General features: G+C 71.2%; 12 protein-coding genes. 7 read left to right on the plus strand and 5 right to left on the minus strand.

From position 1 onward, the window contains the following. The first annotated feature begins 94 nt into the window (after positions 1 to 94). Positions 95 to 295, plus strand: coding sequence for a hypothetical protein (locus tag ACZ6NZ_RS27470; RefSeq protein WP_366608842.1), 201 nt, complete (start codon positions 95 to 97; stop codon positions 293 to 295). A 113-nt stretch (positions 296 to 408) separates the two neighbouring features. Here the strand turns inward: ACZ6NZ_RS27470 and ACZ6NZ_RS27475 are convergent, their stop codons facing one another. Then, complete coding sequence (locus ACZ6NZ_RS27475) at positions 409 to 834, minus strand: cytochrome c oxidase subunit 4 (RefSeq protein ID WP_465860884.1); 426 nt, start codon at positions 832 to 834, stop codon at positions 409 to 411. 9 nt (positions 835 to 843) lie between these two features. Beyond that, positions 844 to 1815 carry an aa3-type cytochrome oxidase subunit II gene (gene ctaC / locus ACZ6NZ_RS27480; RefSeq protein WP_366608844.1) on the minus strand — a complete coding sequence of 324 codons (972 nt, stop codon included), beginning with the start codon at positions 1813 to 1815 and terminating at the stop codon, positions 844 to 846. Between the two features lie 289 nt (positions 1816 to 2104). Here ctaC and ACZ6NZ_RS27485 point away from each other — a divergent pair, with 289 nt between their 5' ends. Both ACZ6NZ_RS27485 and ACZ6NZ_RS27490 read left to right on the plus strand, forming a co-directional pair. Beyond that, positions 2105 to 3256 carry a cysteine desulfurase family protein gene (locus ACZ6NZ_RS27485; RefSeq protein ID WP_465860885.1) on the plus strand — a complete coding sequence of 384 codons (1152 nt, stop codon included), beginning with the start codon at positions 2105 to 2107 and terminating at the stop codon, positions 3254 to 3256. Beyond that, a complete protein-coding gene (locus tag ACZ6NZ_RS27490) occupies positions 3253 to 3486 on the plus strand; it encodes a sulfurtransferase TusA family protein (protein ID WP_465860886.1) in 234 nt (77 codons plus the stop codon). The genes ACZ6NZ_RS27485 and ACZ6NZ_RS27490 overlap by 4 nt, the downstream gene beginning before the upstream one ends. Before the next feature lie 334 nt (positions 3487 to 3820). Here ACZ6NZ_RS27490 and ACZ6NZ_RS27495 read toward each other — a convergent pair whose 3' ends face one another. The 3 genes from ACZ6NZ_RS27495 to ACZ6NZ_RS27505 all read right to left on the minus strand — a co-directional run bounded on the left by ACZ6NZ_RS27495 (position 3821) and on the right by ACZ6NZ_RS27505 (position 6677). Then, positions 3821 to 4801 carry a carbohydrate kinase family protein gene (locus ACZ6NZ_RS27495; RefSeq protein WP_124820724.1) on the minus strand — a complete coding sequence of 327 codons (981 nt, stop codon included), beginning with the start codon at positions 4799 to 4801 and terminating at the stop codon, positions 3821 to 3823. A gap of 187 nt (positions 4802 to 4988) precedes the next feature. Beyond that, positions 4989 to 5357 carry an iron-sulfur cluster insertion protein ErpA gene (erpA, locus tag ACZ6NZ_RS27500; protein WP_091407494.1) on the minus strand — a complete coding sequence of 123 codons (369 nt, stop codon included), beginning with the start codon at positions 5355 to 5357 and terminating at the stop codon, positions 4989 to 4991. A gap of 180 nt (positions 5358 to 5537) precedes the next feature. Then, positions 5538 to 6677: a glycerate kinase family protein gene (locus tag ACZ6NZ_RS27505; protein WP_465860916.1), complete on the minus strand. Its 1140-nt coding sequence runs from the start codon at positions 6675 to 6677 to the stop codon at positions 5538 to 5540. A gap of 68 nt (positions 6678 to 6745) precedes the next feature. Between ACZ6NZ_RS27505 and nadA the strand changes: the two genes are divergently transcribed. From nadA to ACZ6NZ_RS27525, 4 genes are all read left to right on the plus strand, one after another. Further along, on the plus strand, positions 6746 to 7945 hold the full coding sequence (nadA, locus tag ACZ6NZ_RS27510; RefSeq protein WP_465860887.1) for a quinolinate synthase NadA: 1200 nt from the start codon (positions 6746 to 6748) through the stop codon (positions 7943 to 7945). Positions 7946 to 8158: 213 nt separating this feature from the next. After that, positions 8159 to 9514: a UDP-N-acetylglucosamine 1-carboxyvinyltransferase gene (gene murA / locus ACZ6NZ_RS27515; protein ID WP_366608848.1), complete on the plus strand. Its 1356-nt coding sequence runs from the start codon at positions 8159 to 8161 to the stop codon at positions 9512 to 9514. A 113-nt stretch (positions 9515 to 9627) separates the two neighbouring features. Then, positions 9628 to 10221: a DUF3043 domain-containing protein gene (locus ACZ6NZ_RS27520; protein ID WP_465860888.1), complete on the plus strand. Its 594-nt coding sequence runs from the start codon at positions 9628 to 9630 to the stop codon at positions 10219 to 10221. Positions 10222 to 10396: 175 nt separating this feature from the next. Beyond that, positions 10397 to 10957 carry a helix-turn-helix domain-containing protein gene (locus tag ACZ6NZ_RS27525; RefSeq protein WP_366608850.1) on the plus strand — a complete coding sequence of 187 codons (561 nt, stop codon included), beginning with the start codon at positions 10397 to 10399 and terminating at the stop codon, positions 10955 to 10957. Positions 10958 to 11332 lie beyond the last annotated feature (375 nt).

Here is an 11332-nt window from a genome sequence, read left to right on the forward strand (position 1 = left end):
CGTCTGGGAAACTACAGCTGAGTAGTTTTCTGCTGCCGTCGGTGTGTCTCTGTCGCATCCGGGGGCGGCCCGCCTGAAGTGAGAGGAGACGCCGGTGTCGCACCGCGATCTCTACTGCGACGTCTGCGAGGGCGTGGCGCCGTTCGAGCCGCCGCCCTGCGTCGACGGCCACGGCACCGACTGTCCCGAGCTGATCTGCACCGGCTGCGGCGCCGCCGTGGTGGTCAGCGCGTTCGCCGTCCCGGTCATCCGGTTGGCCGCCCGCCGCCAGCCCGTCCGCCGCCGCGCCGCCTGACCGCAAGCACCGCAGGCCCACCCCGGCGGGGTGGCGCATGACCGAAGGCCCGCTCCCCCACTGGGGAACGGGCCTTCGTCGTGCCGGGTCGGTCGCGACGGCGACCGGGTGGGTCAGTGCTCGGCGGTACGCCGGGTGCCGCTGTAGTACTCGAACAGGAGCCCGCAGGCGGAGAAGACGACAGCCACCAGGCCGGCACCGATCAGCCAGTACTGCCAGAACACCATGCCGAGCGCGGCGATCGCGGCGGCCAGCGCCAGACCGAACGGCCAGTAGCTGCCCGGGCTGAAGAAGCCGACCTCACCAGCGCCGTCGGCGATCTCGGCGTCCGGGCGGTCCTCCGGGCGCAGGTCGATGCGGCGGGACACGAACCAGAAGAAGCCACCGCACATCGAGCAGAGCAGGAACGACAGCAGCAGGGCGACGGTGCCGACCCACTCGACGCCGCCCGACTCCCCGTGCGTCCAGGCACCGTAGAGGATGGTGGCGCCGAGGAGGAACCCGGCGATGATCAGGAAGATACGCCACTCGGTCTTCATTCCGCTGCCTCAGCTTCCGGTGCGGGCCGGAACGTCGTCCGGGTTGAAGTTGTCCTGCGTCCGCCGCGTGTCGAACGGCTTGGTGGTCGTCGCGTACGGCTCTTCACCGATCGCGGACAGCGCATCCTGGGTCGACTTGCCACTCTGCTTGGCTGCGAGGAACTGGTCGTACTTCTCCGGCGAGACCACCCGCAGCTCGAAGTTCATGAACGCGTGGTAGCTGCCGCACAGTTCGGCGCAACGCCCGACGTAGGCGCCCTCGGCGTCCAGGCTCGAAACCTCGAACACGTTGCGGATCTTGCCCGGCATGACGTCCCGCTTGAAGAGCAGCTCCGGCACCCAGAACGAGTGGATGACGTCGCGGCTGGTCTCCTCGAACCGGATGGACCGGTTGGTCGGCAGCACCAGCACCGGGATGACCTCGCTGGTGCCGAGCGTCGACGCGGTGGTGCGGGCTTCCGTGCCCTGGCCGTCCCGGTAGTTGAACTGCCAGTTCCACTTGAACGCGACGACCTCGACCGTGACGTCCGGGTTCTTCGACAACTTGTCGACGTCGGTCTGCACGATCGCCGTGTAGTAGAAGAGCACGGAGACGATCAGGATCGGCGCGATGGTGTAGAGGAACTCCATCGGCATGTTGTAGCGGGTCTGCACCGGCAGCGCGTTGCCACGCTTGCGGTAGCGCACGACGCACCAGAAGATCAGGCCCCACACGAAGACGCCGACCGCGAGCGCGGCGATGCAGGAGGCGATCCACAGGTCGTACATCCGCTTGGACTCCGGCGAGATGCCGCCCTGCGGCCAGCCGAAGCCGTGGAACGTCTGACCGACGTCACAGCCCGTGAGCAGAACCAGCAACGCCACGCCACCGAGACCGAGCCCGGCCAGGCGACCAGCACCACGCCCCCGGCGTCCACCAACCCCTGGGGAAGCGCTGTGCCGTACGGCCGACGGCCGTACCTCCGAACTCCTTGCGACCACCTGGTCCTGCCTCCCTAGCGCGCCGCGGTGCGTCTTTCCTCAGCACCCGCGGCAAAGGCGTCACCGACGGTCGCAGATTACTCGACCATGACGGACTCGGCCGTGGTGGGGTCACTGTCCGACCCCCATCGGGGGGATCCTAGGCATACCGCCGCGATAGCGTCTTGGTCTGTGAGCGCGAGGAGTGAGCCGGGGTCGCGAGCCCCACAGTCGCGAACGAAGGCAGGTCTGTGAGCGCGAGGAGTGAGCCGGGGTCGCGAGCCCCGCAGTCGCGAACGAAGGCAGGTCTGTGAGCGCATCCCCGGTCTACCTGGACGCGGCGACCGCCGCGCCGATGCATCCGGTCGCGCGGCAGGCTCTGCTGGCCGCGCTCGACGACGGCTGGGCCGACCCGGGCAAGCTGTATACGCAGGCCCGGCGGGCCCGACAACTGCTCGACGCCGCCCGTGAGGCCACCGCGGTGACGCTCGGCGTCCGCGCCGATGAGGTCTCCTTCACCCCCAGTGGTACGACCGCGGCCCACGGCGCGGTGCTCGGCGGCCTGGCGGGGCGACGCCGGGTCGGGTCGACGCTGGTGCACTCGGCGATCGAGCACTCGGCGGTACTGCACGCGGCGGAACGGCACGTCGGAGCCGGCGGGACGGCCGCCGCGGTGCCGGTCGACCGGTTGGGCCGGCTGGACCTGACCGCGTGGTCGACCGCCGTTCGGGCCCCGGGGGTCGCGCTGGCCGCGTTGATCACTGCCAGTCACGAGGTGGGGACGGTGCAGCCGGTCGCCGAGGCGGCGGCGGCCTGTGCCGACGTGGGCGTGCCGCTGTACGTGGACGCTGCGCAGTCGGTGGGCCGGGTACCGCTGCCGGCCGGCTGGTCGGTGCTCACGGCTAGCGCCCACAAGTGGGGTGGGCCACCCGGCGTGGGGGTGCTGGCGGTCCGCAAGGGCACTCGCTGGGAGTCACCCTGGCCGGCCGACGAGCGGGAGAGCGGACGTACCCCCGGGGTGGTGAATCTGCCGGCGGTTGTGGCGGCGGCGGCGAGCCTGCGGGCGGCGGCGGCCGACGCGGCGGCCGAGGCGACCCGGTTGGCCGCCCTGGTGGACCGGGTCCGGGAGCGGGTCGCGGCGGAGGTGCCCGACGTGGAGGTGGTCGGCGACCCGGTGCTCCGGCTCCCGCACCTGGTCACCTTCTCCTGCCTGTACGTGGACGGGGAGGCGTTGCTGCACGCCCTGGACCGGCGGGGCTTCGCCGTGTCGTCCGGCTCGTCCTGCACCTCGTCCACGTTGCGTCCGTCGCACGTGTTGGAGGCGATGGGGGTGCTCTCGCACGGCAACGTTCGGGTCAGCCTGCACCGGGAGACGACCGAGGCGGACGTCGAGCGGTTCCTGGCCGAGCTGCCGGGGATCGTCGCCGGGCTGCGCGCCGAGGCCGGGGTGGTGGGGCTGTGACGGTGCCCGACGAGGTGATCGACTGCCGGGGGCAACGCTGCCCGCTGCCGGTGATCGCTGCGGCGCGACGGATGCCCGAGGTACCGGTCGGCACCGTGGTCCGGGTGCTGGCCGACGACCCGGCGGCGGCGGTCGACATCCCCGCCTGGTGCCGGATGCGCGGCCAGAAGTTCCTCGGCCCCGTCGACGCCCCCGAAGGCCCCGCCTACGACATCCGCCGAACGAAGTAACCCCACCCCGCTCCCCCGCACCCCCGCACCCCCGCACCCCCGCACCCCCGCGTCGATCATGGAGTTGTGGTGGTGGACGAAAGCCACGTAAGGCGACTATTCGGCCACCACAACTCCATGATCGACGAGAGCAGGGGCGGGCGGGGCGGGTTGAGGCGGCGCGGCAGAGCCTGAAGCTCCGCCCCTAGACCCTCGCCCTACCTCACCCACGCGATCTTGCAGTTTCTGCGGGGACGAAAGTACGCAGAAGCCGCGAACCGGCGACAGAAAGTGCAAGATCGCGAGGGCGAGGGCGAGGGCGAGGGCGGGGGCGGGGCGGGGGGCGGGGGCTGGGTTAGGCCGGGAGGAGGTGGGGGCGGACCTCTTCGGCTGCGGTGTCGCCGTAGGACTCGGCCAGGCGCTTGACGAACAGGTCGCGGCGGACGTCGTACTCCTGGGTGCCGACGGTCTCCAGGACCAGCGTGGCCAGCAGCGAGCCGACCTGGGCGGCGCGTTCCAGGCCCAGGCCCCAGGAGAGCGCGGTGAAGAAGCCGGCCCGGAAGCCGTCGCCGACGCCGGTCGGGTCGACCGCCCGGATCTCCCGCGCGATCGGTACGTGGATCGGGTCGATGCCGCGCCCGGCGATCTCCACACCGTGCTTGCCCAGCGTGGTGACCCGCACCTTGACCAGGTCCAGCAGTTGGTCGTCGCTGAGCTGCGCCTTGCTCTGCAGCAGCGACTTCTCGTAGTCGTTGGTCATCAGGTACTCGGCGCCTTCGATCAGCGCCACCACGTCCTCGCCGGGCATCCGGGCGAGCTGCTGGGACGGGTCGGCGGCGAAGGCGTACCCGCGGGTGCGGCACTCGGCGGAGTGGCGCAGCATCGCCTCGGGGTCGTTCGCGCCGACCAGCACCAGGTCCAGACCGCCGAGCCGGTCGGCGACGGGGGCCAGCTCGATGTTGCGGGCCTCGCTCATCGCACCGGCGTAGAACGACGCGATCTGGCACATGTCGGTGTCGGTGGTGCAGACGAAGCGGGCGGTGTGCGCCACCTCGCTGATGTGCACCGAGTCGCAGTCCACACCGTGGCGCTCCAGCCAGGAGCGGTAGTCGGCGAAGTCGGCGCCGACCGCGCCGAGCAGCACCGGGCGCAGCCCGAGCTGACCCATTCCGAAGGAGATGTTCGCCGCCACGCCGCCGCGGCGGAGCACCAGGTCGTCCACCAGGAAGGAGAGGGACACCTTGTGCAGTTGATCGGCGATGAGCTGGTCGGCGAAGCGACCGGGGAAGCTCATCAGGTGATCGGTGGCGATCGAGCCGGTGACGGCGATCTTCATGTCAACCCTCAGGGTCGGGAGCAGGGCGCGGTCAGCCTACCGGCACGGCAACGCGATGGTCGCCGCTCGGTCGGACAACGGCAATCAGCCCGCCACGGCCCGCTGGCGGACCGGCGCGACAGCCGACCGGTACGGCGATGGGGCCGTCCCGAAGAACGGCCCCATCGTCGTTGAGGTGTGGTGTGACTCAGTTGAACGAGTCACCGCAGGCGCAGGAGCTGCCCGCGTTGGGGTTGTCGATGGTGAAGCCCTGAGCGTCGATCCGGTCGGCGAAGTCGATCGTCGCGCCGGAAAGGTACGGGGCGCTCATCCGGTCGACGACGACCTCGACACCACCGAAGTCGGTCACGACGTCACCGTCGAGCGAACGCTCGTCGAAGAAGAGCTGGTACCGCAGGCCGGAGCAGCCGCCCGGCTGCACGGCGACGCGGAGCCGCAGGTCGTCGCGGCCTTCCTGCTCGATCAGGGCCTTGACCTTCTGCGCCGCGACGTCGGTGAGGACGACGGAAGTAGGGGCCTTGGCCTCGGTCGACTCGGTCTGCGCTGGCGTGGTCACGTGGAAGTCTCCCTGCGCGGTTTGGGTCCGGACGCACTGGCCAACGTCGCGCGCCGTCCAGTGATTCCCGGTTGTGGTCCTCAACCGATCGTACGCCGCCTTGGCCGGGCCCACCCGCGTGGCGTGACCCCCGCCGCAGGTCGACCCCGGTCGGGGCGGGCGCTCGGGCGGCCGGGACGCTCAGCGGCTCCACTGCCGGGCCAGTCGGGCCCCCAGTTCCCGCAGCCCCTCCGCGGGTCGGCTCAGCGCCGCGTCGAGCCCGCCGGCCTCCTCGCCGCCGAAGTGCTCCACCAGGCTGTACGCGTCGGTCACCCCGGCCGAGGCGGCCTCCCGCCGGCCGGTGCTCACCTGCCCGGCCACCACCACGCAGGGCACTCCGCGGTCGCGGGCGGCGTTGGCCACCCCGGCGACGACCTTGCCACGCAGCGACTGGTGGTCGAACGACCCCTCACCGGTGATCACCAGGTCGGCGGTGTCCAGCGCGGCGTCGAGGCGGGTGGCCCGGGTGACCAGGCCGATCCCCGACTCGCAGTCGCCGCCCAGGGCGAGCAGCGCCGCGCCGATGCCGCCGGCCGCCCCGCCCCCGGGCAGCGCGCCGAGCCCCGCCGGGCAGCCGGCCAGGTCCTTTTCCAGCACCGCCGCGAAACGCTCCAGGGCCGCGTCGAGCAGTAACACGTCGGCACGGTCGGCGCCCTTCTGCGGGCCGAACACGTTGCTGGCGCCGTGCAGGCCGAGCAGGGGGTTGTCCACGTCGGTGGCCGCGACCAGCCGGGCGCCACGCAGCCGGGGCGCGCCGTCCAGCGCGTCGACGGCGGCGAGGGCCGCCCCGCCGTACGGCAGCGCGGCGCCGCCCTGGTCGAGGGGGGTCACGCCCAGCGCGGCGAGCATTCCAGCGCCGGCGTCGTTGGTGCCGGAGCCACCCAGCCCGATCACCACGGTGCGGGCACCGCTCTCCACCGCTGCGGCCACCAACAGACCCAGCCCGTACGAGGTGGTGGTCTTCGGGTCGCGTTCGGCCGCGGAGAGCAGGTGCAGACCGCACGCCTGCGCGCTCTCCAGATAGGCGGTCGAGCCGTCGGCGGTGAGCAGGATCTCACCGGCCGCCGGCCGGCCCAGCGGGTCGACCGTCGACACCGGCACCCGTCGGCCACCGAGGGCCTCGGCGAGCACCTCCACGAAGCCCGGCCCGCCGTCGGCGAGCGGCCGGATCAGCAGATCGTCTCCGTCGGTGACGGTGCGCCAACCGGCCGCGACGGCGGCGGCCACCTCCGGTGCGGACAGGGTGCCGGCGAACTTGTCCGGGCAGAGCAGCACGCGCATGCCGAGCAGTGTGGCAGCCCACACCGAGCGAGGCTGCGGCGCGCTCGCGCTGTGGGACCATGGGCTACGTGACTTCGACCTGGGTGGAACCCTCCAACACGGCGACGGCTCTGCTGCTGCTCGGCCGGGGCAGCGACCCCGACACCGAGCGCGGCGTCGAGTGTCCGGGCGACCTGCCGGCGCCCAGCGACCCGGATCTGGTGGCCCGCGCCACCGCCGCGAAGGCGCAGCTGGGCAGCAAGGTCTTCGTGCTGGGGCACCACTACCAGCGCGACGAGGTGATCCAGTTCGCCGATGTGACGGGTGACTCGTTCAAGCTGGCGCGGGAGGCCGCGGCCCGCCCGGACGCGGAGTACATCGTCTTCTGCGGCGTGCACTTCATGGCCGAGAGCGCGGACATCCTGACCACCGACGCCCAGCGGGTGATCCTGCCGGACCTCGCGGCGGGTTGCTCGATGGCGGACATGGCCGTGCTGGGCCAGGTCGAGGCCGCGTGGGACACGCTGACCGAGTTGGGCATCGCCGGTGACACGGTCCCGGTGACGTACATGAACTCCTCGGCCGACATCAAGGGTTTCGTGGGCCGCAACGGCGGCGTGGTCTGCACCTCGTCCAACGCCAAGCGCGCCCTGGACTGGGCCTTCGAGCAGGGGTCGAAGGTGCTCTTCCTGCCGGATCAGCACCTGGGCCGTAACACGGCGGTGCTGGAGATGGGCCTGTCGCTGGACGACTGCGTTCTCTACGACCCGCACAAGCCCGGCGGCGGGCTCACCCCGGAGCAGCTGCGCGACGCCACGATGATCCTGTGGCGGGGGCACTGCTCGGTGCACGGCCGGTTCACCCTGGAGAGCGTCAACGACGTACGGGAGCGGGTGCCCGGGGTCAACGTCCTGGTCCACCCGGAGTGCCGGCACGAGGTGGTGACGGCCTCCGACCAGGTCGGGTCCACCGAATACATCATCAAGACCATCGAGGCGGCTCCGGCCGGCTCGGCGTGGGCGCTCGGCACCGAGCTGAACCTGGTCCGCCGGCTCGCGCTGGCGCACCCGGACAAGCAGATCATGTTCCTGGACAAGGCCGTCTGCTACTGCTCGACGATGAACCGGATCGATCTGCCGCACCTGGTCTGGGCCCTGGAGGAGCTGGTAGCGGGCCGGGTGGTCAACCAGATCACGGTGGACGCCGACACCGCGCACCACGCCCGGGTGGCGCTTGACCAGATGCTCGCGTTGCCCGGCACGGACACCCCACCGCCGGCGGTGTCCTGATCACGATGCGTAGCGCTCTTGGTACGCAAAAGTGCCGGATCACCGATTAATGCCACACACGCCGATGTGACCGAGTCCTTTTTCGTCACCGAGGGCTATGCTGCCCAAGCGACGACACACGCGAGCCGTTTCGATGTGGCCGCATCCGGGGTAGCGACGACGTTCAGGCGCCCCACCAATCAACACAGCAGCACCGACGCGCTGGAGGTTGCGTTGACCGACGACGTCCTGGTTGTGCACGGAGGCACTCCGCTCGAAGGGCGGATCCGCGTGCGCGGCGCGAAGAACCTGGTATCGAAGGCGATGGTCGCCGCGCTTCTCGGCGACAGCCCGAGCCGATTGTTCGACGTGCCGAAGATCCGTGACGTCGAGGTGGTGCGCGGTCTGCTCGGCCTGCACGGCGTCAAGGTCACCGACGGCACCGAGGACGGCGAGCTCGTCTTCGACCCGGCGAACGTGGAGAGCGCCAGCACCGACCAGATCAACGTGCACGCCGGTTCCAGCCGGATCCCGATCCTGTTCTGCGGCCCGCTGCTGCACCGCCTCGGGCACGCGTTCATCCCGGATCTGGGCGGCTGCCACATCGGCCCGCGTCCGATCGACTTCCACCTGCAGGCACTGCGCGAGTTCGGCGCGACTGTCGAGAAGCGGCCCGAGGGGTTGCACCTGTCCGCGCCGAACGGGCTGCACGGCACCAAGTTCGCCCTGCCGTACCCGAGCGTCGGCGCCACCGAGCAGGTGCTGCTGACCGCCGTGATGGCCGAGGGCGTCACCGAGCTGCGCAACGCCGCGGTGGAGCCGGAGATCATCGACCTGATCTGCATCCTGCAGAAGATGGGCGCGATCATCAAGGTCCACACCGACCGGGTGATCGAGATTCAGGGCGTGCCCAAGCTGCACGGCTACACCCACCGGCCGATCCCGGACCGGATCGAGGCGGCGAGCTGGGCGGCCGCCGCCCTGGCCACCCGTGGTCACGTCGAGGTGCTGGGCGCTCAGCAGGCCGACATGATGACCTTCCTGAACATCTTCCGCTCGGTCGGCGGCGAGTACGAGGTCACCGACGCCCGCGCGCCGAAGCTGGGCGACCCGGGTCAGGAGGGCGGCATCCGCTTCTGGCACCCGGGTGGCGAGCTGAACGCGGTGGCGCTGGAGACCGACGTGCACCCCGGCTTCATGACCGACTGGCAGCAGCCGCTGGTCGTGGCGCTGACCCAGGCCCGCGGTCTGTCGATCGTCCACGAGACGGTCTACGAGCAGCGGCTGGGCTACACCGAGGCGCTCAACTCGATGGGCGCCAACATCCAGGTCTACCGCGACTGCCTCGGCGGCACCCCGTGCCGCTTCGGCCGGCGTAACTTCAAGCACTCCGCCGTGATCGCCGGGCCGAGCAAGCTGCACGCCGCCGACCTGGTCATCCCGGACCTGCGGGCCGGGTTCAGCCACCTGATCGCGGCGCTCGCGGCCGAGGGCACCTCCCGGGTGTACGGCGTGGACCTGATCAACCGGGGCTACGAGGACTTCGAGGCGAAGCTCGCCGACCTGGGCGCGCACGTCGAGCGTCCGTAACGTCGCTCACCACCGTTCGGCTCCGACGGCTCCAGGTCGCGCTGCGACCTGGAGCCGTCGGCCGCTGTACCCGCGATGTGCACCGGGCGTGGACCGTTGGCTACCCTTGCCGCGTGCCGTCGCTCTTTCGCCGCAAGTCCACCGACCTCGTCGACGAGGCCGTCACCTCGGTGACCCCCGAGGAGACCGCTGAGCGTCCCCGGGGTTACACCCCGGCCAAGGGTCGGGAGACGCCCAAGCGACCGACCGCCGGCCGTCGCCCGGCCGGCCCCAGCCGCCCCCTCACCAAGGAGGAGGAGCGGGAGCGCCGCCGGCAACTGCGCGCCGAGGCGGCGTCGGAGTTCCGCCGCGAGGGTGGCCCCCGCGACCGTGGCCCGGAACGGCTGCTGGCCCGCAACGTGGTCGACTCCCGGCGTACCGTCGGCACCTGGTTCTTCGGCGGCGCGCTGATCGTGCTGGTCGGTTCGAACGCGGCCATGCCGCCGGTGGTCCGGCTGGTCTCCAACGTGCTCTGGGGAGCGCTGGCGCTGGGTGTGGTCGTCGACTCGGTGCTGATCTGCCGCAAGATCAGCAAGTTGGTCCGGGAGCGCTTCCCGAAGACCAACCAGCGGATGGGCTCGCTCTTCCTCTACGCGGTCATGCGGTCGATCACCTTCCGCCGGATGCGCGCACCGGCGCCCCAGGTCAAGCTGGGCGACAAGGTCTGACCTGCGGGCGGGCCATCGGCACACCTCCACGATCCGCGCGACATCGGCGAAACTGCTGCCTCAGACATCTGCGAGGCAGCAGTTTCGCCGTAACTGCGCGGATCGTGCCGTGCGTTCTTCATGCTGAACGGGCCGTTGTTCGACAGACCGAACATGTGACCAATGGAGCGAAGGCATGCCTTCGGAACCGGCTGCCCCCCTGGCCACCATCGCCGCCGCCCTACGCCGGGAGCGGGAACGGGTCGGCATCTCGCTGACCGAGCTGGCCCGCCGAGCGGGGGTGGCCAAGTCCACCCTCTCCCAACTGGAGTCGGGCACCGGAAACCCGAGCGTGGAGACGCTCTGGGCGCTGGGCGTCGCGCTCGGCGTGCCGTTCAGCCGGCTGGTGGAGCCCGTCGACGACGGCGTACGGGTCGTCCGGGCCGGGGACGGGCCGCACGTCCGCTCGGAGCAGGCCGACTTCAGCGGAACGCTGCTCAGCGCCGGTGCGGCGCACCTGCGCCGGGACCTCTACCTGATCAGGCTCGAACCCGGCGCGGTCCGGGCCGGGCACGGACACACACCGCGCAGTATCGAGCACGTGGTGGTCGCCGCCGGTCGGCTGCGGGTCGGACCCGAGGCGGCGCCGGTCGAACTCGAACCCGGCGACTACGCCACGTTCCCCGGCGACGCCCCGCACCGTTACGAGGCGCTCGCTCCCGGTACGTTCGCCGTCCTCGTCATGGAGCACCCCTGAACTCGGACGGCCATCCCGCCGCGGCCGGGTGCTCTTCCAGTGCGGTAAGGTCGGAGGTCAGATTGGCTTATACGCCCAAATGTCCGAAACCAATGGGATAACGTTTGCGCTGGCGGGCGGCACCACAGTGGCGGTGAGCGAGCCCGCGCCGTTACCCTCCATCCGCAGCCACGGCCTGCCGGAGCGGCGATCTGACCGGCGCGTGCGGCCCCAGCGCGACAATTTGCAACGAGGTGACAACGCGTGAGCGAGCGGACGCGAGCCGGCCACCGGGGCGTGGCAGGCGGCGACCGGACGCCCAGCGGTCACCCGACGGCGGCTGCGGACACCTCACCCCCGGCGAGAATCGGCCGAGCGGCCGGGTGCGGCGACGGG

It is taken from the genome of Micromonospora sp. NPDC047756, assembly GCF_055587245.1.

Bases quoted from the DNA above. Each gene is read 5' to 3' on its own strand.
- ACZ6NZ_RS27475 (WP_465860884.1), bottom strand. From the start codon at position 834: ATGAAGACCGAGTGGCGTATCTTCCTGATCATCGCCGGGTTCCTCCTC.
- ACZ6NZ_RS27495 (WP_124820724.1), bottom strand. From the start codon at position 4,801: ATGAAGATCGCCGTCACCGGCTCGATCGCCACCGATCACCTGATGAGC.
- ACZ6NZ_RS27505 (WP_465860916.1), bottom strand. From the start codon at position 6,677: ATGCGCGTGCTGCTCTGCCCGGACAAGTTCGCCGGCACCCTGTCCGCA.
- ACZ6NZ_RS27525 (WP_366608850.1), top strand. From the start codon at position 10,397: ATGCCTTCGGAACCGGCTGCCCCCCTGGCCACCATCGCCGCCGCCCTA.